The following is a 26,609-nucleotide window of genomic DNA, read 5'->3' as shown; positions in this document are numbered from 1 at the left end:
GAGCATAGCTGCTCAGCTATATACCGTCAACGGCATGTAAGGATGGGTCAGCGGAACTGGCCGCGAACCGCTCCGGCCGGGTGCGGCGCGTTGTGGACGTTGACGTAGTAGGCGCTCGGGTTGGCGACGAGGGCGGCCAGTTCGCTCTCCGACAGCGTCATGGTGGTGTTCTGCGCGTCCGGCACGGCCGTGATGCAGCCGTGGCTGGTGCGGTTCGGCGTGTTCAGACCCACGACGATCGGGCCGGCCACGCCGGCCGCGCCGACGTGGATGTGCGCCGCAGTCGCCGGGTCGATGCGGGTGGCGAGGAGGGCGTAGCAGAGCGTGTCGCCCTTGATGACTCCGGCGAACGCGCCGCGGCCGTCGGCGTCGCCCGGTCCGGGCACTTCCTGTGCGCCGGTGAGAACGGTGACGAGCGGCGTGATGCGCGGACCGCTGGAGGATGCGGGTGCGGCGCCCGCGACGAGCGCGGTGGCGGCGACCGTGACGAGGATCGCCGAGCGGGTCAGCACGTTGCGCATGATGCTCCTTCCGACCGAGATGGCGGAACGGCCGGCTGAGCCGTCCCGTCCTTCTACGAAGGTGATCGCCGAAAGGATGCCGTGGGGTGCGGACCACCTGCGCGCGGCATCGGCCGTTCGGTCAGGCCACGCCACCACCGAACGGACGAAATTTGCGTTTCAGAGTCACCACCTGGGGGCCGACCAGGCGAAACGCGGCGTGGCGGTGGTCGTTCGCGTTGCGGGCCCGGCATCATCGGGAGATCATTCGAGGATCTAGCCGAAGTAGTGGGCGAGCTCAGGTACCGACGGATCGCGGCCCGGCCGGGCGGCGAGGAGCAGGAGGATCACGATGTTGCGCCGGGACACGGAGTACGTGTTGACCTGGAACGCACAGAACCACAGCTGGCTGGTGCGGCCGATCGAACGCGACGGGAACCAGATCATGCAGATCGGCGGCGGCACCCAGATGGGCGATCCTGCCTGGGCCATGAGCTCGCTCGGTACGGGCTGGGACGACTAGGACCGCGCACCCTCGCGATCCGTCGTCCTGCAGTTCAGACACGCGGTGCCGGCTGTCCTACGCCATGAGCGTGGGGCAGCCGGCACCGCGTCGTTACGGCACTAGTCGACGGGCTCCTCGGACGTGCCCTCGGGGATGCTCCCGTCCTCCCGTTCGCCCGGGCGGAGGACGTCGTAATCCTCGGCCGACTCGCCCGGAGCGAGCGCGAGGTCGGGGTCGGTGACAAAGGCGAACCCCTGCTCCAGCGACACGTCCATCTCCGCCAGCGGGATGAGGCTGTTGTTGCCGAAGAGGTCGCTCACCGCGATGCCGACGAAGGAGCCGTCGGCCCGCTCGTAGACGATGCTGAACAGCAGGTGCGTGTCGGGATTCGCCGCGCCGACCAGTGCGGTCTCGTCGGTGCCGGGGATCGGCTGCTCGATACACCGGTCGGTGTCGATCTCGCAGCCGATGTTGGCGGCGAAGTCCTGGCGCGCGAACTCGTACTCGTCGGCGTATCCCGGCCCAGTGACCGCAACTTGGACCAAGCCCATGCCGTCGTCGCCGTCGACGAGCCACTCGAGCTTGGTGCCGACGTTCGTCCCGCCACCGGTGAGGCCGGTGCTCTCGGCCGGTAGGTGCTCGTGCGCCGGGTCGAGGTGCTCGACGGCGGTGTCCAGCAGCAGTTGCCTGGTCAGCGGGAAGCCCAGCTGGTATTCGTCGTCCACGGTCGGCTCCTGGGACGGCTCCTGGGACGGCACCCCGGTCTCGTGGGTGGCGGGTGCCGTCTCGTCGGTGACCTCCACAGGTGCCGGGCCGGCGCCGGCCACGTCCAGGTCGCTCGACGCCGCCGGACCGAAGCCGGGCAGCAGCAGCGCCACGCCCACCCCGGCCGCGGCCACGCCCAGCGCGCCGCCGCCCAGGGTCGCGATGCGGCGGCGGCGCAGGTGGCGCCGTCCGCGCACCAGGTCATCCGTCGCGGTGGAGCCCATCGGCGGCTCGCCGGCGAACCCCACCCTGTCGAACTGCCTGCGCAGCTCGTCGTCCTCGATCATCTCGATCGCCTCTCGGTCGTCGTCACGTCATCGGTCGACAGGGAGGCCCGCAGGCTGGCCATCGCCCGCGAGGTCTGGCTCTTCACCGTGCCCGTGGTGCAGCCGAGGTCGTCGGCCGCCTCCTCCACGGAGAGCCCGACCCAGTACCGCAGCACGATGGTCGCGCGCTGCCGCTGGGGCAGGGTCTTGAGCGCGGCGAGGAGCGCGTCGTTGTCCTCGAACGAGAGCGTCTCGGGCTCGGCGGCGTCGACACCGTCGAGCCCGACCCGTTCGCGGCGCCACGGCCGGCGCCGCTCGTCGAGGTGCGCCCGCACGATGATCCGGCGGACGTAGGCGTCCTCGGCGCCGTCGGTGTGGATCCGGGGCCAGGCCGCGTACAGCTTGATCAGCGCGGTCTGCACCAGGTCCTCGGCGGCGTGCCAGTCTCCGCACACGAGGTAGGCGACGCGGCGCAGGTAGCTCCGCCGGGCATCGACGTACGTCACGAACTCGTCAGCTCGCGCTTGACGTCTGCTCACACCACACTCCCTCGAGCGGCCTCTTCATCCTGTCACCCCCTAGACGGAGCTCGCAGGCATCCGGTTGTCGCCGCCGGCGGACGAACCCGGCGGACGAACCCGAGGACACGGCCGGGGGATAGCCCCACCCCGAGCCGGTACCTGGCACCAATGTGGGTGGTGCCGGGCGCGAGAAGCATGGGTGGCGACCTGTCGATCAGCTGCCCGGAGGGCCGCCCGGTGTCTCACACCACCAGCTCCCGCTACTCCCGACCACCCGTCACCGTCCGCATCGCGCGCTGGAGCGCGACCCACCCCGGCCGTGCGATCGGCGGCTGGTTCGCGTTCGTGGTCCTGTGCCTGGCCGCGATGAGCGTGGCCGGCATCCAGCAGGCCAGCCAGCTCGACCTCGGCATCGGCGAGTCCGGCCGGGCCGACCGCATGCTCGACGAGGGCGGCCTGGAGTCGCAGATCACCGAGAACGTGCTCATCACCCCGGCCGGTGCCGGCGCCGACTCGGCGGCTACGGAGATCGCGGACCGGATGGCCGCTCTGCCCGAGGTCGACGCCGTCGGCGATCCCGTCACCTCGCCCGACGGCGGCGCCGTCACCGTCCCCGTCACCATGACCGGCGACGAGGAGCAGGCCGAGGAGGACGTCCAGGCGCTGCTCGACGTCACCGCCGGCGTGCAGGAGGACCATCCGGACCTGCTGGTCGAGCAGGCCGGTGAGGCGTCGGTCATGAAGGGCTTCTTCGCGCTGCTCGAGGAGGACCTCGGCACGATCGCGATGCTGAGCCTGCCGATCACGCTGATCGTGCTGCTGGTGGCGTTCGGCGCGGTCCTCGCGGCCGGGGTGCCGGTGCTGCTGGCGATCTCGTCGGTCGGGTCGGCCATCGGGCTCTACGCGCTGGCGTCGCACGCGGTGCCCGACGGCGGCACCGTCACCCACCTGGTGCTGCTGATCGGCATGGCGGTCGGTGTCGACTACTCGCTGTTCTACCTGCGCCGCGAGCGCGAGGAACGGGCCAAGGGGCGCGGCACGCTCGAGGCCGTGGAGATCGCGGCCGCGACCTCCGGCCACTCCGTCGTGGTGTCCGGGCTGGCCGTCGCGGTGTCGATGGCCGGGCTCTACCTGGCCGCGGACGTCAACTTCGCCTCGATGGCCACCGGCGCGATCCTCGTCGTCGCCATCGCCGTCATCGGGTCGCTGACGGTGCTGCCGGCGCTGCTGGCGAAGCTCGGGCACCGAATCGACCGCCCGCGCGTCCCGTTCGTGTGGCGGCTGACGAACCAGCAGCGGCCGCCGCGGTTCTGGCCGGCCGTCCTGCGCCCGGCACTGCGCCACCCGGCGGCCACGCTGGTCGTCTCGGTCCTGGCGCTGCTCGCGCTGGCCGCGCCCGCCCTGAACCTGCGGCTCACCGACCCCGGCGAGGAGTCGTTCCCGCGCAGTCTGCCGGTGATGCGGAGCTACGACCGCCTGGTCGAGGCGTTCCCGAGCACGGGCGCCGCGCACACCGTCGTCGTCGAGGCGCCGGCAGGGGAGGCCGGCCGTGTCCGCGCGGCCCTCGAGGACCTGGCTGCCCGCACCGGCGCCGACAAGAACTTCGCCCACGACCAGGAGCCGGTCATCGCGCAGTCCGACGACGGCCGGTTCAGCTCGCTGACGGTGGGCGTGCCGTTCGGGCCGGACACCGACGAGGCCGCGCACTCGCTGGACGTGCTGCGCGGCGAGCTCATCCCGGCGACGACGGGCGCCCTGCCGGATGCCACGACGGCGGTCACCGGGGACGTCGCCGGCGGCGTCGACTACAACGACAACCTCTCGAGCAAGCTGCCGTGGATCATCGCGTTCGTGCTCGGCCTGGCCTTCGTCATGATGACGGTGACGTTCCGCTCCGTGGTCGTCGGCCTCACGACGGTCGTCGTCAACCTGCTGTCGACGGTGGCGGCGTTCGGCGTGCTGGCGCTGGTGTTCCAGTACTCGTGGGCCGAGGGCCTGCTGGACTTCACGTCGACGGGGTCCGTGGTGGTCTGGATCCCGCTGTTCCTGTTCGTGATCCTGTTCGGCCTGTCGATGGACTACCACGTGTTCGTCGTCAGCCGGATCCGCGAGGCCGCCGACCGCGGGCTGCCGATCCGGGCCGCCGTCCGCGAGGGCATCACCAGCTCGGCCGGCACCGTCACCAGCGCCGCCCTTGTCATGGTCGCGGTGTTCGGGCTGTTCGCGGCCATGCGCGTCATCGAGATGAAGCAGATGGGCGTCGGGCTCGCCGTCGCCGTCCTCATCGACGCGGTCGTGATCCGGGCGGTCGTGCTGCCGTCGCTGATGGCGCTGCTCGGGAACGCGAACTGGTGGGCGCCGCGGTGGCTGCGCCGGTCGCGGCCGGTTCCCGCCGCGGACCGCGAGCTGACGCCGGTCGGCTGATGCTCTGGCTGACGGCGGTCCCGGGTGGCCGCGGAGGCGGGGTTCGCGTGAGGATGGCCGGCATGGCTGACGATCTCTCGACCTTGCGGGCCCGGTACGACGCCGTCGTGGTGGGCGGCGGGCACAACGGCCTCACCGCCGCCGCCTACCTCGCCCGGGCCGGGCGCAGCGTGCTGGTCCTGGAACGGCTCGACCACGTCGGGGGAGCGGCCGTCTCGGAGCGGCCGTTCCCCGGCGTCGACGCCCGGCTGTCGCGCTACTCGTACCTGGTGTCGCTGCTGCCCCGGCAGATCGTCGACGAGCTCGCGCTGCCGATCACGCTGCGGCGGCGCCGGTATTCGTCGTACACGCCGGTCGGCGACGGCGGGCTGCTGGTCGACACGGGATCCGCGGCCGCGACGCGGGCGTCGTTCGGGTCGCTCGGCGCGGCCGCCGACCACGACGCGTGGTCGCGGTTCTACGCCATGACCGGCGAGGTGGCGCGCCGCCTGGCGCCCACGCTGACGCAGCCGCTGCTGCCGGCGGCGGAGGTCCGGTCGGCGGTCGGTGAAAGGGCCTGGCGGGCGCTGTTCGAGGAGCCGGTCGGGACGGTGGTCCGCGACACCTTCGCCGACGACACAGTGCAGGGCGTCGTCCTCACCGACGCGCTGATCGGCACCTTCGCCGCCGTCGACGAGCCGTCGCTGCGGCAGAACCGGTGCTTCCTGTACCACGTCATCGGCAACGGCACCGGCGACTGGGACGTCCCGGTCGGCGGCATGGGAGCGGTCAGCGGCGCCCTGCGCGACGCGGCGGTGGCCGCCGGTGCCGCCGTCGTCACCCGGGCGACGGTCACCGCCGTCGACCCCGCGACCGGCGAGGTGGAGTTCACCGACGGCGACGGCGTCAGCCGGCGGGTGGGTGCGGGGCACGTCCTGGCCGGGTGTGCGCCGTCGACGCTGGCCCGGCTGCTGGGCGGGGCGCCTCCGTCGCCGTGGGATGAGCCCGAGGGCGCGCAGTTGAAGATCAACCTGCTGCTGACCCGGCTGCCGCGGCTGCGCTCCGACGTCGACCCGGTGGCCGCGTTCAGCGGCACCTTCCACGTCAACGAGTCGCTGACGCAGCTCGAGACGGCATACGCGCAGGCCGCGGCCGGCGCGGTGCCCGACCTGCCGCCGTGCGAGATCTACTGCCACTCGCTGACCGACCCGTCGATCCTCGGGCCGTCGCTGCAGGAGGCGGGCGCGCACACGATCACGCTGTTCGGCCTGCACCAGCCGGCCCGGCTGTTCCGCGCCGACAACGAGGGGTCCCGGACGGCGGCCGTGAAGGCCACGCTGGCCTCGCTGAACTCCGTGCTCGCCGAGCCGATCGAGGACTGCCTCGCCGTCGACGCCGATGGCCGGCCCTGCCTGGACGCCCGCACCCCCGTCGACCTCGAGGCGTCGGTCGGCCTGCCTGGCGGGCACATCTTCCACCGCGACCTGTCGTGGCCGTTCGCCGAGTCGCCCGACGAGGTGGGCCGCTGGGGCGTCGAGACCGCCCATCCGCGGGTGCTGCTGTGCGGCGCCGGCGCCCGGCGCGGCGGGGGAGTCAGCGCCATCCCGGGCCGAGCGGCCGCCATGGCCGTGCTGGAGACCCCATCCCCGTTGTGACTAGTACCAATGCATAGGCGCTGGAGTGGGACGTCCCACTGTGTTATACGGTTGGCGCCCGCACAAGGATTGACCTGATTCCACGTCAATCCCTCCGGTCCGCGGCGGCGTATTCCAGAAAGAACGCCGAACGACGGAAGGAGAGGGATCATGTCCAGACCCTTGATGGTGTCCAGCTTCGCGCTTGCGCTCGTTCTCGCAGCGTGTGGCGGCGACGATGACACGAGTACCGCGTCCGAAGGGGGTGGCGGACCGTCCGTGGAGATCGTCGAGCCGGCGGGCGGCGCCGAGATCGGCGTGCCGTTCACGCTCGTCGTCGATTCCAGTGAGGAACTCGGCCCGACCGACACCGGGAATCATCACGTCCACGTCTATTTCGACGGCGACGACAGTTCCTATGAGGTGATCGAATCCGGCAACGGCGAGGAGCACGAGATCACCGCCGACTCGCCGGCTCTGGAGGGACTGGAGCCGGGCGAGCACACGCTGAACGTCTCGCTGCGCAACGCCGACCACTCCGCGGCGGGCGCCGACGCCGAGATCACGGTCACCGTGGGGGAGGCGGGCTCGGGCGGCTCCCCGTCCGACGACGAGAACGACGAGTCCGAGGAACCACCGGACTATGACTACTGAGCCCGGCACGCCGCGGCCGACCGTCGAGCGCAACAACGCCCGCACCCGCTGGCTGCACGCCGCCGTCTCCACGACGGTGCTGGTGTTGCTGCTCACCGGCTGGTGGCTGACACTCGGCCAGGAGGGCCGGCCGAGCCCGCTGTCGGAGCTGACCGGGCAGTCGGACGCGGAGCTGCACACCACGATCGGGTGGGTCTTCACCGGGGTCGCGGTGCTCGGCGCTGTGGCCGGCTGGCGGGCGGCGCGGACGCTGCTGACGGACTCGGTGCGGTTCCGGCGGGCCGACGTGCGCTGGTTCGCGCACTGGCCGCGGGCCGTCGTCACCGGGCGGTTCGCCCGTCATGAAGGGCACTTCGACCCGGGCCAGCGGCTGGCGAATCTCGCATTGATCGTCCTGCTGCTGGTGCTGATCGTGACCGGCATCGGGCTGTGGTCGGTGTCGGGCGGGCCGGCGTTCGTCTGGTTCAACCGCCTGCACCGCTGGGCGACGTACCTGTTCACGCCGGTGATCGTGGGGCACGTCCTGATCGCGTCCGGCATCCTGCCCGGCTACCGCGGGGTGTGGCGGGCCATGCACCTGGGCGGCCGGCTGCGCCGCCGCGACGCCGCGCGGGTCTGGCCGGGCTGGCTCGAGCGCACCGACGCCGCTGCGAGCGCTGTCGAGGATGAAGGCGTGGACGGCCCGGGCGAGGACGACGAGCCGCGGCAGGCGCGGTTTCATTGAGGATCAGGCGGCGACCTGGCCGCGCGCCTGCTCGGCCCGGCGCAGCGCGTCGCGGTAGATCGGGCCGTCGCGCACGGGCAGCGCGTTGACCACGCCGCGCAGTCCCAGGACGGTGAGCGACGCGGCGACGTCCGTCGTCGGCAGGCCGGGCAGCCGGTACAGCCGCCGCGCCCAGCGGGGGAGCAGCGCGAACCCCGCCGTCGCGACCCCCAGCCAGGCGGGGCGGCCGAGCGCGACCACCCGGCCGGGCATCGGCGGCATGGTGAGGAACCGGGCGACGTCGCGGGCCTCGGCCGTGAGCGCCAGCTCGGGGCGGATCGACCGGTAGAACTCGTCGACCTCAGCGGCGCCGGCCGGGACGGTGGCGGGATCGAGCCCGACGAGCGCCGCGGCGCGGGTCTGCTCGGCGTAGTAGCGGTCGACGTCGGCGTCGGTGAGCCCGATGCGCGCCCGCCGAGCCGTCGACACGAACGACTCCACCTCGGTGACGTGCACCCAGCGCAGCAGGTGGGGGTCGTCGACGCGGAACTCCTCGCCGGTGACGGGATCGTGCGCGCGCAGGCGGTCGTGGATGCGGCGCACCCGCCGGCCCGCTTTCTCGGCCTGCTCGGTGGTGCCGTAGACGACGGTGCCGACGTACTCGGCGGTGCGCATGAGCCGGGGCCAGCAGTTGCGCCGGATGTCGCCGTTCTGGACGACGCCGGCGACGGCGCGCGGGTGCAGTGCCTGCAGGTAGAGCGCCCGGAGCCCGGCCAGCCACAGCACCGGCTCGCGATGCACCCGCCAGCTCACGCTGTCCGGTCCGAACAGGCCGAGATCGTCGCTCATGGTCTCTCGATTCCTCGGTGGAACTCGGCCCGCCAGCGGTGCCACGGCGGCACGGCGTCCAGGTGCTCGACGGCGACGGTGTCGAGTCCGTCCTGGGCGAACGCGTCGATCTCGGCCCGGGTGAGCGGCCAGGGCGGCCCGTTCTCGCCGTTCGGGTGGGTGCCGGGTGCGGCCGTCGCGACGACCAGCAGGGTTCCGCCGGGCGCCACGAAGCGCGACACGGACGCCGTCGCCGGCGGATGGAAGGCCGGCGGCATCGACTGCACCGTCATGATCTCGACGACCAGGTCGAACGCCTGGCGCCACTGGTCCGGCGGGGCCAGCAGGTCCGCGGCGCGGTAGTTGACGGGGAGCCGGGGAATCGCGCGCGGGCGGCGGTGACGGCGCTGTTGGCGACGTCGAACGCGGTGGTCCGCGCGCCGCGGTTCGCCAGGAGCTCCGCGTCGAAGCCGGGGCCGAACCCGACGACGAGGGCGCGGACGCCGGTGAGGTCGCGGTCGCCGAGCCAGCCGACCAGCAGCGGATGCGGGGCGCCGCGGTCCCACGGGACGACGGCGGCACCGTCGGCGGCCGCGGCGTAGAGGTGCTCGAACCAGCCGGTGGGATCGTCGGCCGCCAGCGACACCGCGGCCAGGCGCCGGGCGTCCGCGTCGGGCTCCTCAGTCGTCATCCCTTCCCACGATAGTCGCGCGCCGGCGTGCGGCAGCGTGGCGAAGCCGGCCGTCTCCTCGGCCAGGCTGATCGTCGTTCCGGTGTCCGGTTCGTCCCGGTTCCCAAATGGCCGGCCTGCCGAGGCGTCAGCCGGCGGCGACCGCGTGCCGCACGAGCTCCAGCAGACGGGCCTGCTGGGCGGGGGAGTCCGCCGTCAGGGCGACGCCGCGGACCAGCGCCAGCAGGTCGGCGACGGCCAGGTCGGTCCGTGCCGCGCCGTCGTGGCGGGCCGCGGCCAGCAGCTCGGCTGCCGTCGCATGGACGACGCCGTACCAGTCGCCGTCGGCCGCGAGCGCGAGATCCCTCGTGTGCGCGAGGTGACCGGCAAGGGCACGCAGCCAGCCGTGCAGCGCATCGGCCGGCGGCTCCTGCTCGCGCAGCAGCTCAGCGTAATCGCGCAGCGCCGTCAGCTCGTCGGCGTAGACGGCGGCCAGCAGGTCGCGGCGGGTGGGGAAGTGGCGGTAGAGGGTGGCGTTGCCGACGCCGGCGCGCTTGGCGATGTCGTCGAGCGGCGCCTCGGGCCCGAGTTCGGCGAACGCCTTCGCGGCCGCCGTCACCAGCGCCTCGCGGTTGCGCCGCCCGTCCGCCCGCATGCCCCGTCCGTCCGTCGATATGTAGGGAGCTCTCCGGATACGCGGATGGCTCCCCACATAAGCTGTCAGACCGGGACGACCCTACCGCGTGGCATCGATGACAGAGCGGCTGTCATCGATGCCACCGGCACCGGTCAGGATTCGAGAAGCCCGGGCCGGCAGCGCCGGAGCAGGCTCGACCCATGACGAAGCATCTGGCCCCGCACGATCGGCGTACCATTCGGGACATGACCAGCCGGCCGACGGAGGACCAGCGACTCAGCGACCTCGCCCGCCTGCGCCGCGTCCGCGACCGCATGGACCGCGAGTACGCGCGGCCGCTCGACGTCGAGGCGCTCGCCCGGGGCGTGCACATGTCGTCGGGCCACCTGAGCCGCGAGTTCAAGCGGGTCTTCGGCGAGTCGCCGTACTCGTATCTGATGACGCGGCGTATCGAGCGGGCCATGGCGCTGCTGCGCCGAGGCGACCTCAGCGTCACCGAGGTCTGCTTCGAGGTCGGCTGCTCGTCGCTGGGCACGTTCAGCACCCGCTTCACCGAGCTGGTCGGGGTGCCGCCGAGCACCTACCGCGAGCAGATGGCCGGCGAGACCGCCGGCATGCCGCCGTGCCTGGCCAAGCAGGTCACCAGGCCGCTGCGACACCGTGAGCCGAATCGTGACGCGCCCGCGGAGGCGCAACTAGCCTGACGGCCATGGACATCCGCATCTACCACGCGTTCCTCCCGCACACCGATGCCGAGGCCGCCATCGCCTTCTACCGCGACGCGCTGGGCTTCGAGGTCGTCAACGATGTCGACTACGAGGGGATGCGCTGGATCACCGTCGGCTCGCCGGACCAGCGCGGCACGACGCTCGTCCTGCACCCGCCGGCCGTCGATCCCGGCATCACCGACGACGAGCGCCGCACCATCCTCGAGCTCATCGCGAAGGGCAGCTTCGGCGCGGTCACCCTGGCCACGCACGACCTCGACGGCCTGTTCGAGCGGCTCGAGGCCAGCGGCGCCGACATCATTCAGGAGCCGACCGACCAGCCGTACGGCGTCCGCGACGCCGCCGTCCGCGACCCCTCCGGCAACCTGATCCGCATCAACCACCTGACCTGAGAAGACGGAGACACGATGAGCGAGCCCACGGGGGCGCGGTACGCCGCGGACAGCCACGACCTGATCCGCGTGCAGGGGGCGCGCGAGAACAACCTCAAGGACATCAGCATCGAGATCCCGAAGCGCCGGCTGACGGTGTTCACCGGCGTCTCCGGCTCGGGCAAGAGCTCGCTCGTGTTCGACACCATCGCGGCGGAGTCGCAGCGGCTCATCAACGAGACCTACAGCGCGTTCGTGCAGGGCTTCATGCCGTCGCTGGCCCGCCCCGACGTCGACGTCCTCGAGGGGCTGACGACGGCCATCATCGTCGACCAGGAGCGGCTGGGCGCGAACCCGCGCTCGACCGTCGGCACCGTCACCGACGCCAACGCGATGCTGCGGATCCTGTTCAGCCGGCTGGGCGAGCCGCATGTCGGGCCGCCGCCGGCGTTCTCGTTCAACGTGCCGGCGCGCAAGGCCAGTGGCGTCATGACGTCGTCCACCGGTGAGAAGACCATCGTCCGCGACGCGATCTACCACGGCGGCATGTGCCCGCGCTGCGAGGGCCGCGGCAGCATCTCCGACATCGACCTCACGCAGCTGTACGACGACACCAAGTCGCTCAACGAGGGCCCGTTCACGATCCCCGGCTACAACGCCGACGGCTGGAACGTGCGGATCTTCGCGGCCTCGGGGTTCTTCGACCCGGACAAGCCGATCAAGGACTACACCGAGAAGGAGCTCGACGACCTGCTCTACAAGAAGGCCACGAAGGTCAAGTTCGAGAACATGAACCTGACCTACGAGGGCCTCATCCTGCGGATCCAGAAGTCGTTCCTGTCCAAGGACGTCGACTCCCTGCAGCCGCACATCCGCGCGTTCGTCGAGCGGGTCGCCACGTTCGCCGCCTGCCCGGAGTGCGGCGGCACCCGGCTGAGCGAGTCGGCGCTGTCGTCGAGGGTCAAGGGCATCAACATCGCCGAGGCCTGCGCCATGCAGATCACCGACCTCGCGGAGTGGATCCGCGGCCTCGACGAGCCGTCGGTCGCGCCGCTGCTGTCGGCGCTGGGCGAGAACCTCGACTCGTTCGTGCAGCTCGGGCTCGGCTACCTCAGCCTCGAGCGCCCGTCCGGCACGCTCTCCGGTGGTGAGGCGCAGCGCATCAAGATGCTCCGCCACCTCGGGTCGTCGCTGACCGACGTCACCTACGTGTTCGACGAGCCCACCGTCGGCCTGCACCCGCACGACATCCAGCGCATGAACGAGCTGCTGCTCCAGCTGCGCGACAAGGGCAACACCGTCCTCGTCGTCGAGCACAAGCCCGAGACGATCGCCATCGCCGACCACGTCGTCGACCTCGGGCCCGGCGCGGGCTCCGGCGGTGGGGAAGTGGTCTTCGAGGGCACGGTCGACGGCCTGCGCAAGACCGACACCGTCACCGGACGGCATCTGGACGACCGCGCCGCGCTGAAGTCGTCGGTGCGGTCGGCGTCGGGAGCGCTCGAGGTCCGCGGCGCGAGCACCCACAACCTGCAGGACGTCGACGTCGACATCCCCCTCGGCGTGCTGGTGGTCGTCACCGGCGTCGCGGGATCGGGCAAGAGCTCGCTGATCCACGGCTCGGTCTCCAGGCGCGACGGCGTGGTGGCCATCGACCAGAGCGCCATCAAGGGGTCGCGGCGCAGCAACCCGGCCACGTACTCCGGCCTGCTCGAGCCGATCCGCAAGGCGTTCGCGAAGGTCAACGGCGTGAAGCCGGCCCTGTTCAGCGCGAACTCCGAGGGCGCCTGCCCGGCGTGCAACGGCGCGGGCGTCATCTACACCGAGCTCGGCTTCATGGAGACCGTCTCGACGCCATGCGAGGACTGCGGTGGAAAGCGGTTCCAGGCCGCGGTGCTGGACTACCGGCTCGGCGGGCTGAACATCGCCGAAGTGCTCGATCTGCCGGTGGCCGAGGGGCACGCGTTCTTCGCCGAAGGCGAGGGCAAGGTGCCCGCAGCGGCCGCCATCCTGTCCCGTCTCGAGGACGTCGGTCTTGGTTATGTCAACCTGGGGCAGCCGCTGACCACGCTGTCCGGAGGGGAGCGGCAGCGGCTCAAGCTGGCCGCCCAGATGGCCGAGAAGGGCGGCGTCTACGTCCTCGACGAGCCCACCACCGGTCTGCACCTCGCCGACGTCGAGCAGCTGCTCGGCCTGCTGGACCGGCTGGTCGACTCCGGCAAGTCGGTCATCGTCATCGAGCACCATCAGGCGGTCATGGCGCACGCCGACTGGATCATCGACCTCGGCCCGGGCGCCGGCCACGACGGCGGGCGCATCGTCTTCGAGGGGGCGCCCGCCGACCTCGTCGCGACCCGCTCGACGCTGACGGGCGAGCACCTGGCGCAGTACGTGGGCGGATGACGCCGATTCGGTCAGGAATCGAGAAGCAGCGCGCGTGGTGGCGGCCGTAGCGTGATGATCACAGTCATCGTCAATGCAAGGAGATCATCATGTCGCTGCAGGTGAGCGTCGTCATGCTCGGGGTCAAGGACATCGAGCGCGCCAAGGAGTTCTACGTCGACGGCCTCGGTGCCGAACCCACCCAGGACTACCCGGGCTTCGTCCGCTGCTCGCTGGGCGACGGGCCGGACCTCGCCCTGTACGAATGGGGCGCGGTGGCCGACGACATCGGCGTTCCCGCCGACGGCTCCGGCTTCCGCGGCTTCTCGCTGCACTTCATCGCCGGCAGCCGCGAGGAGGTCGACACCGTCATCCAGGCGGCGGTCGCCGCGGGTGCCACCGTCATCAAGCCTGCCGAGGGCGCTCAGTGGGGCGGCTACGGCGGCACCTTCAGCGACCCCGACGGCCACCTCTGGAAGGTCGTCACCAACGCCTGATATCGACTAGCCGGTTCGTGGGCACCTCCTTGCCTTGGCGCGCGGAGGTGCCCACGTGTCGTCTGAAACCGGTGCGGACGTGCCTAGGCTGACGAGATGGACGCAGGTGTCGTGCAGGGTGCCACGCAGTGGCGGGACGATCGGGTTCGACCGGTGACGCTGACATCGCACATCCCCGTAACGCCGATAATGCACATTATGTCAACTAGGTGAGATCGCCACCCGGAACGGCGGCTCGCCGCCCTCCCCTCCTCGGTCGCCGTCATGGCGCGATGCCAGGACGACTACGGCATCGCCAGCCGCCGAGGCACACGATCAGCTGCGCCCGCGGGGCGATCCGACGCGGATCGTGCCCAGCGGAGCCACTGCATTGCGGGAGACTACCGGTTCACTCCACGCCAACCGGAGGCCACCGGAATCCGGGCAGGACGCCGGCCGCTTCGAGTCCGCGGCCGATCGCCAGCAGCGTCGACTCGGACCATCGCGGCCCGACCAGCTGGACCCCGACCGGCAGCCCGTCGGCGGCCGATCCGGCCGGCAGCACCAGTCCTGGAAGGCCGGTGAGGCTCGTCGGCGCGAAGACGAACCCCTGCTCGTGGTACGGCACCTCGACGCCGTCGACGGACAGCGGTGTCCCCGGCGCGCAGTGCGGATACGCCAATGTCGCCGCCGGCGGCATGAGCAGTGCGTCGTAGCGGGCGAAGAACCGCTCCCAGGCGGCGATCAGCCGGTCGCGGCGGGACAGCGCGTCGAGGTACCAGGCAAGCGTCGGCGCCGGGCCGTCGCCGGGCGCGAACACCGAGGTCAGCGTCAGCACCAGCTCGCCGAAGAGGGCCAGTTGCTCATCCCACGCGACCTCCGGCAGCGCCTCCTCGACCTGGCCCCCCGCATCGGCGACGGCGTCGGCGACCTGCCGCACCCGGTCGCTCAGCACGGAGGCCACCGGCGCCCCCGGGATCGTCGGCGCGACGGCCAGGCGCAGCGACGACGGCGCCACGGCGGGCCGGGGCGACCACGGTACCGGCGCGACATCACCATCATCGCCGTCCGGGCCTGCGACCAGCGACAACAGTAGCTCCAGGTCGTCGAGGCCGCGGGCGATGGGCCCGAGACACCCCATGATCCGCACCGGCCGCGGCCCTCCGCCCGGCACGGAGAAGAAGCCGGTCAGCGGCACCCGGTGCTCCGTCGGTTTCAGCGCGTACACCCCACAGAACGCCGCCGGCTGGCGCAACGACCCGACCAGGTCCGAGCCGATCTCCCCCGGCGTCAGCCCAGCGGCGACGGCCGCCGCGGCACCGCCACTGGACCCGCCCGCCGTCAGCTCCTGGTCCCACGGGTTGGCCGTGCGGCCGAACACCGGGTTGGCGCTCTGGTGGTCGGCCAGCCAGGCGGCCACGTTGGTGTGCCCGACGAGGTTCGCGCCGCCCGCGCGGAGCCGGGCCGCGACGGCGCTGTCGGTGCGGGCGACGTGGTCGAGCTCGACGGTGCCGATGGTGGTGCGCAGCCCGGCGACGTCGATGGCGTCCTTCAGCGTCAGCGGCACGCCGTGCAGCGGCCCCGGCCAGGCCGGCGCCGCAGCCCGCGCGCGAGCGGCGCCGGCGTCGAGCGACACCACCGCCGTCAGACCCGGATTCAGCGTGTCGATGCGGGTCAGGTGCGCTTCGAGCACCTCAGCCGGGCTCGCCTCCCCCGCCGCCAGCAGCTGGGTCAGCCGGGTCAGGGTGAGCCGGGTGAGATCGGTGTCGGCCATGTCCGAGGTCCTTCCCTCCACGTCGTCGTCACCGGTACAACGACCGGCCGGCGCCGGACTCATCGGTCCTCAGGAGTTCTCCCACGCGATCGCCTCGATGCGGTCCATGTGGTCCTCCCCCCACGTCCCCAGCGGCGCCAGAGCCGTGTTGAGCGACCGGCCGAACTCGGTGAGCGAGTACTCGACCTTGGGCGGGACCTGCTGGTACACCTCGCGATGCAGCAGCCCGGCGGTCTGCATCTCGCGCAGTTGCAGGATGAGCATCCGCTCGCTGATGCCGCCCACCGTCCTTCGCAGCTCACCGAAGCGCAACGGGCCGTCCTGGAGCGCGAACAGGATCAGGCCCTTCCACTTGCCGCCCATGACGGCGATCGCGGCGTCGAGCCCGCAGGTGAAGGTGCGACCGGCCATGGCGCTGAACTCCTCACATACAGGAATGTGGGTACCGGACAGCATTGTAGGTACTTGTGCGCGCGTCAGTGGCGAATGCAGCATCGTGGGCATGACCCACCACGAACCCGCGCCTGTCACCGTCGTCGGCCTCGGCTCGATGGGCAGCGCCCTGGCCCGCGCCTTCCTGGCCGCCGGGCACCCGACCACCGTCTGGAACCGCACCCCGTCGAAGGCCGCCCCGCTCGTCACCGAAGGGGCTCGCCAGGCCGGCACCATCGACGACGGCGTCAGCGCGAGTCCGCTCGTGGTCGCCTGCCTGACCGGCTACGACGAGACCCGGAGAGTCCTGGAGCCGGCGACGGCGGCACTCGCGGGCCGGGCGTTGGTCACCCTGAACAGCGGCACGCCCGCGGGTGCGCGCGAGTGCGCCGCCTGGGCCGCCGCGCACGGCATCCGGTTCCTCGACGGCGCGGTCAAGGACGTGCCGGACGCCGTCGGCAAGCCCGGCACGCTGCTGTACTACGCGGGCGCCGAGGACGTCTTCACCGAGCACGAGGCGACCCTGCGGGCGCTCGGCGGCGACACCGTCCTGCTGGGCGACGAACCCGACCTCGCCAAGTTCTACGAGTGCGCCGTCGGCGCCACCCTGCTGCCCACCCTGGTCGGGTTCTTCGCCGGCGCCGCGGCGGCCCGCAACCGCGGGATCGCCGCGAGCGACCTGGTCCCCTACTCCGTCCGCTGGCTGCGGATGATCGGCGAGATCCTGCCGGCGTTCGCCGCCGAGATCGACGCCCGCGACTACGGCGCGGGCGCCTCGTCGGTCGACCTGTTCCTCGCCGGCGCAGACTGGGACGTCGAGTTCGCCCGCGACGCCGGGGTCGACGGCGACTGGCTGCGGCCGCTGCACGACCTGGTCCGCAAGGCGGCCGCAGCCGGCCACGGCGCGGACAGCATCGCCGCCGTCACCGAGGTACTCGGGACGACCCGTCAGCTCCGCTCCTCCGACCGGTCCCGGGACCACAGCGTGTGGAACGAGCCCTCGCGGTCGACCCGGCGGTAGGTGTGGGCGCCGAAGAAATCGCGCTGGCCCTGGGTCAGCGCGGCCGGCAGCCGCGGCGCCCGCAGCGCGTCGTAGTAGGCCAGCGCGGTCGAGAAGCCGGGCACCGGGACGCCGAGCCGGGCCGCCGTCGACACGACCGCGCGCCAGGCGTCCTGGGCCGCGCCGATCTCGGCCGCGAACTGCTCGTCGGCCAGCAAACTCGGCAGCGCGGCATCCTTGGCGTACGCCGCGGTGATGCGGTCGAGGAAGGCCGCCCGGATGATGCAGCCGCCGCGCCAGATGCCGGCGATGGCGCCGAGGTCGAGCGCCCAGCCGTACTCCGCGCCCGCCGCCTGCATCTGGTGGAAGCCCTGCGTGTACGAGACGACCTTGGACGCGTACAGCGCCTGCTCGACCTGGGCGGCGAACCGCTCGGCGTCGGCGGCGTCGAGCGGGCCCACGTCGGCGGGACTCGGGCCGGTCAGGCCGGCGCCGACCGCGCGCAGGTCGGCGTGTCCGGACAGCGACCGGGCGAAGACGGCCTCGGCGATGCCGCTGACCGGGACGCCGAGGTCGAGGGCGATCTGCACGGTCCAGCGGCCGGTGCCCTTCTGCTCGGCCTGGTCGAGGACGACGTCGACGAACGGCTTGCCGGTCGCGGCGTCGACGTGCGCCAGCACCTCGGCGGTGATCTCGATGAGGTAGGAGTCGAGCCGGCCGGTGTTCCAGCCACGGAAGATCTCGGCGATCTTCGCCGGCTCGTAGCCGGCGGCGTGCCGGAGCAGGTCGTACGCCTCGGCGATGAGCTGCATGTCGGCGTACTCGATGCCGTTGTGCACCATCTTGACGAAGTGCCCGGCGCCGTCGCCGCCGATGTGCGTGCAGCAGGGCGACCCGTCGGCGGCCTTGGCGGAGATCTTCTCGAGCATCGGGCCGAGCGACTCGTAGGACTCGTCGGAGCCGCCGGGCATGATGCTCGGGCCGTTGAGCGCGCCCTCCTCGCCGCCGGAGATTCCGGTGCCGACGAAATGGATGCCCTGCTCGCGCAGCTTCGCCTCGCGCCGCCGGGTGTCGGCGTAGTGCGCGTTGCCGCCGTCGATGATGACGTCGCCCGGCTCCAGCAGCGGCGCGAATTCGTCGATGACCGCGTCGGTCGGGTCGCCGGCCTTGACCATGATGATCAGCCGGCGCGGCCGCTCGAGCGCGGCGACGAACTCCTCGGCGGTCTCCGTCGCCACGAACGAGCCCTCGGAGCCGAACTGCTCGACGAGGTCGTGGGTGCGGCTCGCGGTGCGGTTGTGCAGCGCGACGGTGTACCCGTTGCGGGCGAAGTTCCGCGCGAGGTTGCGGCCCATGACCGCGAGCCCGGTGACGCCGATCTGTGCCGTTCCAGCCATCAGTGCTGCTCCCCTGTCCCGCGGGCCTGGATGTGCGCGGCGGCCGGCCGCCGCCCAGGGCTCAAGTATTCACCGCCGCCCGGCGGGGGCGGCAGCCGGTCAGGCGTCGACGGCGTCGCGGCTCAGCGGGCAGGTCATGCAGTGGCCGCCGCCGCGGCCGCGTCCGAGTTCCGCGCCCACGATCGGGATCACCTCGACGCCGGCCTCGCGCAGCAGCGCGTTGGTCTGGGTGCTGCGGTCGTAGGTGAACACGACCGGGTTCGCCCACATGTGTCACTCGGGTGCCACTCCGGATGTCACTCGGGTGACGGTGCGCCGGCCCGCCGCTCGATGTACCGGCCGATGCCGTCGAGGACCAGGTCGAGGCCGAACGCGAAGTCGTCGCCGAGCAGGTCGTCCCCGACGGCGTCGTCGTAGCCCTCGAAGCCGCCCTCGGCGACGACACGGGCGAGCGTGGGGTACAGCGCGGGGTCGACGAACTCGGCGAGCATGCGGCCGTACGCCTCGTCCCACGCCGCCTGCGACGTGCCGGTGCGCGCCTCGACGTCGGCGAGTGTGCTGGCCAGCTGCGCGTGCCCGCGCACGTAGCCGCTGAGCAGGACGAGGATGCCGAGCATCTCTCCCCCGCTGAGCCCGGTGTCGTCGAGCGCGGCCAGCGCCTGCTCCATGCGCTTGATCTGGTTGGGGCCCATGGGCGGGGCGTTCAGCGGGACGTCGAGGGCCCAGCGGCGACGGCGGTAGAGGCCGGCGGTGTCGTTGGCCCACCAGCGCAGCTTCTCGCGCCAGCCGGTCAGCCCCTCGGGCATGTCGGCGATGAAGCCGGCGTTCTCGACCATGAGCTCGAGCAGGTCGGTCTTGCTGGGCACGTAGCGGTACAGCGACATCGTGGTGAAGCCGAGCTCGTCGGCGACGCGGCGCATGGAGACGGCCGCCACTCCCTCGGCGTCGGCGACCTTGATGCCGGCCTCGACGATCTGCTGCAGCGACAGTGCGGGCTTCGGGCCGCGCGTCGGCTGCTGCTGGGCGCCCCAGAGCAGCTCGAGCGTGCGGTTCGGATCGGCCTTGTGGTTGTCGGCGGCGGCCATGCACTCCCCTGTCGGTCTCGGCGCTTGACGCCCATCCTAGAACTGTGTACAACATAAACCAACGCTATACGACATAAACAATTTCTAGGAGGGTGGCTGTGACCACGAACGACGCGGCGATCGTCGCCGAAGGGCTACGCAAGCGGTACGGCAGCAGCTACGCACTCGACGGGTTCGACCTCACGGTCCGGCGCGGGGTCGTGCACGGTCTGCTCGGCCCCAACGGCGCCGGCAAGACCACGGCGGTGCGCATCCTGTCCACGCTGCTGCGCTTCGACGGCGGCAGCGCCCGGGTCGGCGGGTACGACGTCGTCACCGAGGCCGACGAGGTGCGCCGCCGCATCGGCCTCACCGGCCAGTACGCCGCGGTCGACGAGACGCTGTCGGGCCGGCAGAACCTGGTGATGTTCGGCCGGCTCTACCACCTGGGCGCACGGCAGGCGAAGCGGCGGGCCGACGAACTGCTCGAGCAGTTCGGCCTCACCCAGGCGGCCGACCGCTCCGGCCGCACCTACTCCGGCGGCATGCGGCGACGGCTCGACCTCGCGGCCAGCCTCATCCTGGCGCCCGAGGTGCTGTTCCTCGACGAGCCGACGACGGGCCTGGACCCGCGCAGCCGCAACGACGTCTGGGACGCCGTCCGGGCGCTGGTCGCCGGCGGCACGACGGTGCTGCTCACCACCCAGTACCTCGAGGAGGCCGACCAGCTGGCCGGGCGCATCTCCGTCATCGACGCCGGCCGGGTGGTGGCCGAGGGCACCGCCGACGAGCTCAAGGCCCGCATCGGCGGCGACCGGATCGAGGTCGTCGTCCGCGACGCCGCCCAGCTGCCCGCAGCCGCCGCCGTCGTCGCCCGCATCGGCACGGCCGAACCCGAGACCGACGCCGACACCCGCCGGGTCAGCGCCCCCGTCGCCGACCGCATGGCCGCCCTCACCGATGCCGTCCGTGAGCTGCAGGCCGCCGGCGTCGTCGCCGAGGACATCGGCCTGCGCCGCCCCACGCTCGACGAAGCCTTCCTGCACCTGACCGGCCACCGCGCCGAGACCGACGCCGACACCGACGCCGTCAAGGAGACCGCCGCATGAGCACGATGCTGCAGCGACCGCCCGGCCTGATCGCTCCCCCGCCCGACCGCACTCCCCTGGCGCGGCTGCGCTGGACCGCCGCCGACGCCTGGGTCATGACGAAGCGCAACATGGCGCACGTCGTCCGGGCACCGGAGGAGGTGATCATCTACTTCACGCTGCCGATCATGTTCGTGCTGGTCTTCGGGTACGTGTTCGGCAGCGGCATGGAGCTGCCCGGCGGCGGCGACTACCGGGAGTTCCTGCTGCCGGGCGTGTTCACCATGACCATGCTGTACGGACTGGGCGCCACGGCCACCGGCATCGCGTTCGACGTCGACCGCGGCGTGGTCGACCGGTTCCGGTCCATGCCCATGGCTCGGTCGGCGCTGGTGGCCGGGCGCAGCGCCGCCGACCTCATCCGGGCCGTGCTCGAGCTGGCGACACTGGTGGTCTGCGGCCTGCTGGTGGGCTGGCAGTGGCGGGGCGGCATCGCCGACGCGCTGGCCGCCGTCGGACTGATCCTGCTGCTGCGCATCGCCATCACCTGGGTCGGCATCTACCTCGGCCTGGTCGTGCCCAACCCCGACACCGTCGGCGTCATCGTCTTCCCGGCCGCGTTCCCCTTGACGGCGCTCTCCAACGTGTTCGTGGCGCCGGAGCTCATGCCCGGCTGGCTGGGCGCGGTGTCGGAGTGGAATCCGCTGTCGTCGACGGTGGCGGCCACCCGCGAGCTCTTCGGCAACCCGGGCTTCGGCGGCGACTCGTGGGCCGCGCAGCACAGCATGCTGCTGGCTGTCGCCTGGCCACTGCTGCTGCTGGCGATCTTCGTGCCGCTGTCGATCCGCCGCTACCAGAAGCTCAGCCGCTGAGGCTCGGGGCCCGGCGGCGGCCGACCCGTTGCCGTCGGGCCCGGTCCGGAGCACGCTGGACGGTGACGGGTTCGGGTTCTGCTCGAAGGAGGTCGAGGACCGTGCGCGCACACGACGGCGACCGTCTGGTGGTCGAGGGAACCAGGGTCGGATCGCCCCGCCGCGAGGGCGAGGTGCTCGAGACCCACGGGCCGGACGGCGGTCCGCCGTTCCTGGTCCGGTGGTCCGACGGCGCCCAGTGCCTGGTCTATCCGGGCACCGACGCCCATATCGAGCCGGCGGCTCCGGCGGGCGGCTGACACCCTGCGGTCTCTCGTGACACGCGTGACTTGCGTGACACAGAACTACCTGAGTCGCATTGGTCCCGGTTAGTCTGCAATCCCACTACTCGCCCGGAGCCGCAGACCATGCCAGGACGTCACGCCTCGCACCGTCAGGCCGCGCCGTCGCCCTGGTTGCGCCGGCTCGGCCTGTCCGTCATGGCCGTCGCGCTCATCGGAGCCGCCGGTCTCGGGGTCGCATCGGTGCTGGACTCCGCCGGCGGCGACTGCGCCGGACCGCTGCCCGTCACCGTCGCCGCCGACCCCACCATCGAGCCGGTCCTCAGCGAGCTGAGCCGCGCCTATGCCGCGACCGACCCCCGCCAGGGCGACCGGTGCGTGCAGATCGGCGTCAACGCGACGGCGGCCGGGGACGTCGTCGGCACGCTCGGCACCGCCGAGGGACCGCACCTGTGGATCCCGAAGACCCGCGCGTTCGGCCCGGCGCTCGAGGAGGGCGTGGCCACGGAGCTCGCGAGCGTCGCGCTGAGTCCGCTGGTCGTCGTCATGCCGAGCCAGGCGGCCGAGGCGCTCGGCGGCTCCGGCGCGGAGATCTCGTGGACCGCGCTGGTCCAGGGCGACGCCCCCGCCGTCATCGCCGACCCCGCCGCCAACGACGAAGGCATCGCGAGCCTCATCGCCGTCCGCACCGCGCTCGGCGAGGACGTCGACCGCGCCCAGCTGGTCCAGCTGATGACCCAGGTGTCGCAGTCCGCCGTCCCCACCGTCGGCGACGCGTTCGCGGCCGTGGCCGAGTCGCCGGCCGCGTTCACCGCCACCGAGCAGGCCGTCGCCGCCTACAACCGCGACGCCGGCGACGCCCGGGTCACCGCGCTCTACCCCGCCGAGGGCACGCTCGCCTTCGACTATCCCGCGCTGGCCATCGCCGGCCCCGACGAGGACGAGGCAGCCCGGTCGGCTGCGGCCGCGTTCGTCACGTACCTGGGCTCCACCGACGCTCAGGAGACCATCCGAGGGGCCGGCTTCCGCAGCCCCGACGGCACCGCCGACAGCGACGCCGGCGTCGTCGACGGCACCCGTCCGGACATGCCGGCGCTGCTCCCCGACCCCGATCCCGCCGCCGTCACCGAGCTGACCAGGCAGTGGGCCGCGCTGGCCCTCGACATGCGAATGCTCGCCGTCATCGACGTCTCCGGATCGATGAACGAGCAGGTCACCGAGGACGCCACCCGCATCGAGCTGACCCGCGACGCCGCCCTCGAGGCGCTGCAGCTGTTCCCGCCGGACGCGTCGATCGGTCTGTGGGCGTTCTCGATCCTGCAGGACCCGCCCCGAGACTATGTGCAGCTCGTCGACGTCGGGCCGATGAACGAGGTGCTCGACGACGGCACCTCGCGCCAGGAGGCGCTGGTCGCGGCGGCCGAGTCGCTGCCGTCGATCGCCGACGGCGGCACCGGCCTCTACGACACCGCGCTGGCCGCGTTCCAGGAGATGCGCAGCAGTTACCAGGCCGGCATGGTCAACTCCGTCGTGCTGCTGACCGACGGCCGCAACGAGGACGACCCCGACGGCATCGACCTCGAGACCCTGCTCACCCAGCTCACCGCCCAGTTCGACCCGGCCGCACCGGTCCCGATCATCACCATCGGCATGGGTCCCGATGCCGACATGGAGGCGCTGCAGCAGATCTCCGCCGCGACCGGCACCACGGCGTACCACGCCGAGGACCCCAGCGACATCCAGAGTGTCTTCCTTCAGGCGATGATCGAGCGGCAGTGCCGGCCCAACTGCTGACCGTCCGTGGCGCGCCTGTCCGATTCCGGATCCGCCGGACTCTATGATCATGGGTCGAGGAGGCCCTGAAGGAGGTGGCACCGGTGAACAACCTGTCCTGGCCGGCCACCATCCTCATCGGCCTGTTCATCGGCCTCATCGCGGTCGCCGCCGAGCGCTCCGGCGAGGACGGCGACGACCCGACGGCGAGCCCGTCGTCGACCGCCTCCCCCGGCGACGGCTCGGGTGACGGTTCCGGGGGTTCCGGCTCCGATGACGACGGCGGCGGCTCCGGTTCGGGCTCGGGCGCCGGCTCGGGTGACAGCTCCGGTGACGGTTCCGGCGACAGCAGCGGGGACGGCGCGCCGGACACCGGCGGAGACCCGGCCGACTACACCGTCACCCTGACCTTCGACGACGGCCCGCACCCGGTCTACACGCCGCAGATCCTCGACCTGCTCGAGAAGCACGAGGCGACCGCCGTGTTCTGCATGGTGGGCGAGCGGGTCCGCGAGCACCCCGAGGTCGTGCGCCAGGTCGTCGACGCCGGGCACGCGCTGTGCAACCACACCTTCACGCACGACGAGCAGCTCTCCGAGCGCACCCGCGAGCAGATCGTGCGCGAGATCGGCGACACCGACGAGGCGTTCGACGACGCCCTGGGCGAGGAGGCCGAGGTGCGCTGGTTCCGTCAGCCGAACACCTACGTCCAGCCGCCCGTCGAGTCCGTCCTCGACGACGTCGGCCTCGAGCCGCTCGACTGGACCGTCGACCCGAGGGACTGGTCGCGCCCGGGTGTGGTGCCGATCGTGCAGCAGACGCTCGGCCGGCTCGAGCCGGGAGCGATCATCCTGCTGCACGACGGCGGCGGCGACCGGTCGCAGACCGTGACGGCGCTCGAGCAGGTCCTGACCGGCCTCGACGCCGCCGGCTACCAGTACGTCCTCCCGGGAGACCGATGACCCGCCCCGTCGCCGTCATCGACATCGACGGCGTGCTCGCGAACGTCGAGCACCGCCTGCACCATCTGGATCGCAGCCCGAAGGACTGGGCCGGCTTCTTCGCCGCCATGGGCGACGACCAGCCGTTCCCCGAGGGGATCGAGCTGGTCACGCTGCTGGCGCACGAGCACGAGGTGCAGTACCTGAGTGGCCGGCCCGAGCGCACCCGCGCCGTCACGCAGGCGTGGCTCGCCGCCCACGGCGCGCCGCGCGGCACCATCACGCTCCGCCCCGACGACGACCGCCGGCCGGCCCGCTTGTTCAAGGTCGGCGTGCTGCGTCGCCTGGCCGAGCACCGCGACGTCGCCATGCTGGTCGACGATGATCCCGCCGTCTGCACCGCCGCCCGTTCCGCCGGATTCACCGTCTACGAGGTCGAGTGGAGCCGCCCCGACCCGACGCTCTTCTCCGCCCAGGAGGCCGACGGCCGCACCTGACGCCCACTCCCCCGTCGATCCGGGAGCTTCCGCGGCATTGCGGTCCGGAATGCCCGGTTGATCCCGCCGTTGCTCCACGATCGACTCGGCCGCGCCGGAGCCGGGCCGGGCCGTCCGCCGTCGCGGTGGCGCGGAGTCGTCGGTGGGCGTTGGAGGGTGTCGGTGCCCGCCCGTAGGGTGGGGTCCCACCCCACCGGGCGGGGTCTGTTCTCCGTCGCGGCGGCTGCGGGCATTACGCGAGGAGCAGGGCGAGCAGCGCGCCCACGAGCATCGGCGGGCCGAACGGCAGGCTCGTCCGCCGGCCCGCCCGCCCCGCCGCCAGCAGCACGATGCCGATGACACCGCCCACCACGAACGCCAGGAACACCCCGGACGCGACCGCCGCCCATCCCGTCCAGCCGAGGAGAAGCCCCAGCGACACGGACAGCTTCACGTCGCCGAGGCCGAGGTCGGCCGGGCGCAGCAGGGCCAGCAGCAGGTAGAACGCCAGGCAGGCGCCGGCCGCCGCCCAGGCCCGTCCGTACGCGCCCCACGAGTCGGTCAGGGCGGCGGCGACCGTGAGCCAGGCGCCCGCCGCGCCGAACGCCGTCAGCGTCAGCCAGTCCGGCAGCAGCTGCGTGCGCAGGTCGACGTAGGCCATGGCGACGCCGAGGAGCCCGACCGCGAGGTAGGCCGGCAGGTCCTCCGGTGCGCCGGGCGCGTCGTCGCGGGCGATCGTCAGCAGCGCCCAGACCGCCGCCGTCGCCACCGCCAGCCGCACCGCCAGCCGGGGCGCGGCCGCCAGCTCGCGGTACGGGACGGGCGTCGGCGGCCGGCCGCCCTCGACCAGTTCCGGGGACGGTTCCGGTTCGGCCGCAACCGGGACATCGACCGGTTCGCGATCCGGGATCCGGGCGATCAGCACCGGCAGCAGGGCCCCCGCGGCGAGCCCGGCCACCGCCAGGACGAGGACCAGGGTCACGCGCGGGCGCCGATCGCGGCCAGCGCCGCGGAGCGCAGGACGTCCGCAGGCACGTCGGATCCGGTCATGAGGCGCACCTGGCCGACCGCCTGGTGCACGAGGAGCTCGAGCCCGCTGGCCACGACTCCCCCGGCTTCCTGCCAGGCGGCGGCGACCGGAGTGGGCCACGGATCGTAGACGACGTCGAACAGCACGCCCCCTGCGGCCGCACCGCCCGCCGCGGCCACGGACGTCGCCAGCGGGTCCATGGCCCCCGACGGCGCTGTCGTCACCGTCACGCCGGCCTCGCCGCACGCGGGCAGGACCGCCCACGGCGCCGGCTCGGCCGGGTGTCCCAGGGCGGCCGCGACCGCCAGCGCCGCCCCCGCGCGCGCCGCGGACCGCACGTGCACGTGGACCGGGCCGCTCTCGAGGAAGGCCAGCGCCGCCAGTGCGCTGGCCGCCGTCGCTCCCCCGCCCCACAAACAGACCGCCCCGGCCCTGGGC

The 26,609-nt window shown here is 72.4% G+C and carries 28 protein-coding genes and 2 pseudogenes; 15 read left to right on the top strand and 15 right to left on the bottom strand.

Going from position 1 to position 26,609, the window contains the following annotated elements:
* Positions 1-47: 47 nt before the first annotated feature.
* From E1212_RS09315 to E1212_RS09300, 4 genes are all read right to left on the bottom strand, one after another.
* Positions 48-521, bottom strand: a complete 474-nt coding sequence (locus tag E1212_RS09315) for a CHRD domain-containing protein (protein WP_131981598.1) — start codon at positions 519-521, stop codon at positions 48-50.
* A gap of 255 nt (positions 522-776) precedes the next feature.
* Complete coding sequence (locus E1212_RS09310; RefSeq protein WP_131981596.1) at positions 777-992, bottom strand: hypothetical protein; 216 nt, start codon at positions 990-992, stop codon at positions 777-779.
* Between the two features lie 132 nt (positions 993-1,124).
* Entirely contained in the window at positions 1,125-2,057 is a 933-nt protein-coding gene (locus E1212_RS09305; RefSeq protein ID WP_131981594.1) for a hypothetical protein, read from the bottom strand.
* Positions 2,054-2,575, bottom strand: coding sequence for a SigE family RNA polymerase sigma factor (locus E1212_RS09300; protein ID WP_131981592.1), 522 nt, complete (start codon positions 2,573-2,575; stop codon positions 2,054-2,056). The genes E1212_RS09305 and E1212_RS09300 overlap by 4 nt, the downstream gene beginning before the upstream one ends.
* Positions 2,576-2,794: 219 nt before the next feature.
* On the opposite strand from E1212_RS09300, the gene E1212_RS09295 reads away from it, so the two are divergent.
* The 4 genes from E1212_RS09295 (at position 2,795) to E1212_RS09280 (ending at position 7,972) form a co-directional block, all read left to right on the top strand.
* Positions 2,795-4,981, top strand: coding sequence for an MMPL family transporter (locus tag E1212_RS09295; RefSeq protein ID WP_203416697.1), 2,187 nt, complete (start codon positions 2,795-2,797; stop codon positions 4,979-4,981).
* 62 nt (positions 4,982-5,043) lie between these two features.
* On the top strand, positions 5,044-6,615 hold the full coding sequence (locus E1212_RS09290; protein WP_131981588.1) for a phytoene desaturase family protein: 1,572 nt from the start codon (positions 5,044-5,046) through the stop codon (positions 6,613-6,615).
* Positions 6,616-6,873: 258 nt separating this feature from the next.
* Entirely contained in the window at positions 6,874-7,248 is a 375-nt protein-coding gene (locus E1212_RS09285) for a DUF4399 domain-containing protein (protein WP_131981586.1), read from the top strand.
* A complete protein-coding gene (locus tag E1212_RS09280) occupies positions 7,238-7,972 on the top strand; it encodes a cytochrome b/b6 domain-containing protein (RefSeq protein ID WP_131981584.1) in 735 nt (244 codons plus the stop codon). Before E1212_RS09285 ends, E1212_RS09280 begins: the two co-directional genes overlap by 11 nt.
* Before the next feature lie 3 nt (positions 7,973-7,975).
* On the opposite strand, the gene E1212_RS09275 is transcribed toward E1212_RS09280, so the two are convergent.
* From E1212_RS09275 to E1212_RS09265, 4 genes are all read right to left on the bottom strand, one after another.
* The gene (locus E1212_RS09275) at positions 7,976-8,800 is read right to left on the bottom strand and encodes an oxygenase MpaB family protein (RefSeq protein WP_131981582.1); all 825 of its coding nucleotides are present in this window, start codon (positions 8,798-8,800) and stop codon (positions 7,976-7,978) included.
* Entirely contained in the window at positions 8,797-9,072 is a 276-nt protein-coding gene (locus E1212_RS29955; protein WP_203416695.1) for a hypothetical protein, read from the bottom strand. Before E1212_RS29955 ends, E1212_RS09275 begins: the two co-directional genes overlap by 4 nt.
* Positions 9,069-9,470: a class I SAM-dependent methyltransferase gene (locus tag E1212_RS29950; protein WP_203416693.1), complete on the bottom strand. Its 402-nt coding sequence runs from the start codon at positions 9,468-9,470 to the stop codon at positions 9,069-9,071. Before E1212_RS29950 ends, E1212_RS29955 begins: the two co-directional genes overlap by 4 nt.
* Before the next feature lie 127 nt (positions 9,471-9,597).
* On the bottom strand, positions 9,598-10,104 hold the full coding sequence (locus tag E1212_RS09265; protein WP_131981580.1) for a TetR/AcrR family transcriptional regulator: 507 nt from the start codon (positions 10,102-10,104) through the stop codon (positions 9,598-9,600).
* A gap of 227 nt (positions 10,105-10,331) precedes the next feature.
* On the opposite strand from E1212_RS09265, the gene E1212_RS09260 reads away from it, so the two are divergent.
* The 4 genes from E1212_RS09260 (at position 10,332) to E1212_RS09245 (ending at position 14,064) form a co-directional block, all read left to right on the top strand.
* A complete protein-coding gene (locus tag E1212_RS09260; protein WP_131981578.1) occupies positions 10,332-10,790 on the top strand; it encodes a helix-turn-helix transcriptional regulator in 459 nt (152 codons plus the stop codon).
* 5 nt (positions 10,791-10,795) lie between these two features.
* Complete coding sequence (locus E1212_RS09255; RefSeq protein ID WP_131981576.1) at positions 10,796-11,206, top strand: VOC family protein; 411 nt, start codon at positions 10,796-10,798, stop codon at positions 11,204-11,206.
* A gap of 15 nt (positions 11,207-11,221) precedes the next feature.
* The gene (locus tag E1212_RS09250; protein WP_131981574.1) at positions 11,222-13,588 is read left to right on the top strand and encodes an ATP-binding cassette domain-containing protein; all 2,367 of its coding nucleotides are present in this window, start codon (positions 11,222-11,224) and stop codon (positions 13,586-13,588) included.
* Between the two features lie 89 nt (positions 13,589-13,677).
* Entirely contained in the window at positions 13,678-14,064 is a 387-nt protein-coding gene (locus E1212_RS09245; RefSeq protein WP_131981572.1) for a VOC family protein, read from the top strand.
* 388 nt (positions 14,065-14,452) lie between these two features.
* On the opposite strand, the gene E1212_RS09240 is transcribed toward E1212_RS09245, so the two are convergent.
* Positions 14,453-15,817 carry an amidase family protein gene (locus E1212_RS09240; protein WP_131981570.1) on the bottom strand — a complete coding sequence of 455 codons (1,365 nt, stop codon included), beginning with the start codon at positions 15,815-15,817 and terminating at the stop codon, positions 14,453-14,455.
* Between the two features lie 69 nt (positions 15,818-15,886).
* A complete protein-coding gene (locus tag E1212_RS09235) occupies positions 15,887-16,228 on the bottom strand; it encodes a winged helix-turn-helix transcriptional regulator (RefSeq protein ID WP_131981568.1) in 342 nt (113 codons plus the stop codon).
* A 91-nt stretch (positions 16,229-16,319) separates the two neighbouring features.
* On the opposite strand from E1212_RS09235, the gene E1212_RS09230 reads away from it, so the two are divergent.
* A complete protein-coding gene (locus E1212_RS09230; RefSeq protein WP_131981566.1) occupies positions 16,320-17,270 on the top strand; it encodes an NAD(P)-dependent oxidoreductase in 951 nt (316 codons plus the stop codon).
* Here E1212_RS09230 and gndA read toward each other — a convergent pair.
* From gndA to E1212_RS09215, 3 genes and pseudogenes are all read right to left on the bottom strand, one after another.
* Positions 17,198-18,646 carry an NADP-dependent phosphogluconate dehydrogenase gene (gene gndA, locus E1212_RS09225; protein ID WP_131981564.1) on the bottom strand — a complete coding sequence of 483 codons (1,449 nt, stop codon included), beginning with the start codon at positions 18,644-18,646 and terminating at the stop codon, positions 17,198-17,200. The genes E1212_RS09230 and gndA overlap by 73 nt on opposite strands.
* Before the next feature lie 99 nt (positions 18,647-18,745).
* A pseudogene (locus E1212_RS09220) lies at positions 18,746-18,901 on the bottom strand (arginine deiminase family protein); the annotation flags it as partial.
* 41 nt (positions 18,902-18,942) lie between these two features.
* Entirely contained in the window at positions 18,943-19,731 is a 789-nt protein-coding gene (locus tag E1212_RS09215; protein ID WP_131981562.1) for a TetR/AcrR family transcriptional regulator, read from the bottom strand.
* A gap of 98 nt (positions 19,732-19,829) precedes the next feature.
* On the opposite strand from E1212_RS09215, the gene E1212_RS09210 reads away from it, so the two are divergent.
* The 6 genes from E1212_RS09210 to E1212_RS09185 all read left to right on the top strand — a co-directional run bounded on the left by E1212_RS09210 (position 19,830) and on the right by E1212_RS09185 (position 25,162).
* A complete protein-coding gene (locus E1212_RS09210; protein ID WP_131981560.1) occupies positions 19,830-20,819 on the top strand; it encodes an ATP-binding cassette domain-containing protein in 990 nt (329 codons plus the stop codon).
* A complete protein-coding gene (locus E1212_RS09205; RefSeq protein ID WP_203416688.1) occupies positions 20,816-21,670 on the top strand; it encodes an ABC transporter permease in 855 nt (284 codons plus the stop codon). The genes E1212_RS09210 and E1212_RS09205 overlap by 4 nt, the downstream gene beginning before the upstream one ends.
* A 101-nt stretch (positions 21,671-21,771) precedes the next feature.
* A complete protein-coding gene (locus E1212_RS09200; protein ID WP_131981559.1) occupies positions 21,772-21,969 on the top strand; it encodes a DUF1918 domain-containing protein in 198 nt (65 codons plus the stop codon).
* 108 nt (positions 21,970-22,077) lie between these two features.
* Positions 22,078-23,745, top strand: a complete 1,668-nt coding sequence (locus E1212_RS09195) for a substrate-binding domain-containing protein (protein ID WP_131981557.1) — start codon at positions 22,078-22,080, stop codon at positions 23,743-23,745.
* An 83-nt stretch (positions 23,746-23,828) separates the two neighbouring features.
* On the top strand, positions 23,829-24,686 hold the full coding sequence (locus E1212_RS09190; protein ID WP_162605398.1) for a polysaccharide deacetylase family protein: 858 nt from the start codon (positions 23,829-23,831) through the stop codon (positions 24,684-24,686).
* Entirely contained in the window at positions 24,683-25,162 is a 480-nt protein-coding gene (locus tag E1212_RS09185; RefSeq protein ID WP_131981553.1) for a phosphatase domain-containing protein, read from the top strand. Before E1212_RS09190 ends, E1212_RS09185 begins: the two co-directional genes overlap by 4 nt.
* Positions 25,163-25,394: 232 nt before the next feature.
* On the opposite strand, the gene E1212_RS09180 is transcribed toward E1212_RS09185, so the two are convergent.
* The gene (locus tag E1212_RS09180) at positions 25,395-26,123 is read right to left on the bottom strand and encodes a prepilin peptidase (RefSeq protein ID WP_131981551.1); all 729 of its coding nucleotides are present in this window, start codon (positions 26,121-26,123) and stop codon (positions 25,395-25,397) included.
* Positions 26,120-26,609: pseudogene (locus E1212_RS09175) on the bottom strand (shikimate dehydrogenase); the annotation flags it as partial. The gene E1212_RS09180 and the pseudogene E1212_RS09175, both read right to left, overlap by 4 nt.

Origin of the sequence: Jiangella ureilytica (assembly GCF_004348545.1) — a bacterium.
GTDB lineage: Bacteria > Actinomycetota > Actinomycetes > Jiangellales > Jiangellaceae > Jiangella > Jiangella ureilytica.
The sequence above is the reverse complement of the archived record's forward strand: the minus strand, read 5'-3'. Positions and strand labels throughout refer to the sequence as shown.

What these genes read in the sequence shown, in the direction of transcription:
- E1212_RS09315 (WP_131981598.1), bottom strand. Translation starts at nt 521, where the DNA reads ATGCGCAACGTGCTGACCCGCTCGGCGATCCTCGTCACGGTCGCCGCC.
- E1212_RS09310 (WP_131981596.1), bottom strand. Translation starts at nt 992, where the DNA reads ATGGCCCAGGCAGGATCGCCCATCTGGGTGCCGCCGCCGATCTGCATG.
- E1212_RS09305 (WP_131981594.1), bottom strand. Translation starts at nt 2,057, where the DNA reads ATGATCGAGGACGACGAGCTGCGCAGGCAGTTCGACAGGGTGGGGTTC.
- E1212_RS09290 (WP_131981588.1), top strand. Translation starts at nt 5,044, where the DNA reads ATGGCTGACGATCTCTCGACCTTGCGGGCCCGGTACGACGCCGTCGTG.
- E1212_RS09280 (WP_131981584.1), top strand. Translation starts at nt 7,238, where the DNA reads ATGACTACTGAGCCCGGCACGCCGCGGCCGACCGTCGAGCGCAACAAC.
- E1212_RS09275 (WP_131981582.1), bottom strand. Translation starts at nt 8,800, where the DNA reads ATGAGCGACGATCTCGGCCTGTTCGGACCGGACAGCGTGAGCTGGCGG.
- E1212_RS29955 (WP_203416695.1), bottom strand. Translation starts at nt 9,072, where the DNA reads ATGACGGTGCAGTCGATGCCGCCGGCCTTCCATCCGCCGGCGACGGCG.
- E1212_RS29950 (WP_203416693.1), bottom strand. Translation starts at nt 9,470, where the DNA reads ATGACGACTGAGGAGCCCGACGCGGACGCCCGGCGCCTGGCCGCGGTG.
- E1212_RS09265 (WP_131981580.1), bottom strand. Translation starts at nt 10,104, where the DNA reads ATGCGGGCGGACGGGCGGCGCAACCGCGAGGCGCTGGTGACGGCGGCC.
- E1212_RS09260 (WP_131981578.1), top strand. Translation starts at nt 10,332, where the DNA reads ATGACCAGCCGGCCGACGGAGGACCAGCGACTCAGCGACCTCGCCCGC.
- E1212_RS09255 (WP_131981576.1), top strand. Translation starts at nt 10,796, where the DNA reads ATGGACATCCGCATCTACCACGCGTTCCTCCCGCACACCGATGCCGAG.
- E1212_RS09250 (WP_131981574.1), top strand. Translation starts at nt 11,222, where the DNA reads ATGAGCGAGCCCACGGGGGCGCGGTACGCCGCGGACAGCCACGACCTG.
- E1212_RS09245 (WP_131981572.1), top strand. Translation starts at nt 13,678, where the DNA reads ATGTCGCTGCAGGTGAGCGTCGTCATGCTCGGGGTCAAGGACATCGAG.
- E1212_RS09240 (WP_131981570.1), bottom strand. Translation starts at nt 15,817, where the DNA reads ATGGCCGACACCGATCTCACCCGGCTCACCCTGACCCGGCTGACCCAG.
- E1212_RS09235 (WP_131981568.1), bottom strand. Translation starts at nt 16,228, where the DNA reads ATGGCCGGTCGCACCTTCACCTGCGGGCTCGACGCCGCGATCGCCGTC.
- E1212_RS09230 (WP_131981566.1), top strand. Translation starts at nt 16,320, where the DNA reads ATGACCCACCACGAACCCGCGCCTGTCACCGTCGTCGGCCTCGGCTCG.
- gndA (WP_131981564.1), bottom strand. Translation starts at nt 18,646, where the DNA reads ATGGCTGGAACGGCACAGATCGGCGTCACCGGGCTCGCGGTCATGGGC.
- E1212_RS09215 (WP_131981562.1), bottom strand. Translation starts at nt 19,731, where the DNA reads ATGGCCGCCGCCGACAACCACAAGGCCGATCCGAACCGCACGCTCGAG.
- E1212_RS09205 (WP_203416688.1), top strand. Translation starts at nt 20,816, where the DNA reads ATGAGCACGATGCTGCAGCGACCGCCCGGCCTGATCGCTCCCCCGCCC.
- E1212_RS09195 (WP_131981557.1), top strand. Translation starts at nt 22,078, where the DNA reads ATGCCAGGACGTCACGCCTCGCACCGTCAGGCCGCGCCGTCGCCCTGG.
- E1212_RS09185 (WP_131981553.1), top strand. Translation starts at nt 24,683, where the DNA reads ATGACCCGCCCCGTCGCCGTCATCGACATCGACGGCGTGCTCGCGAAC.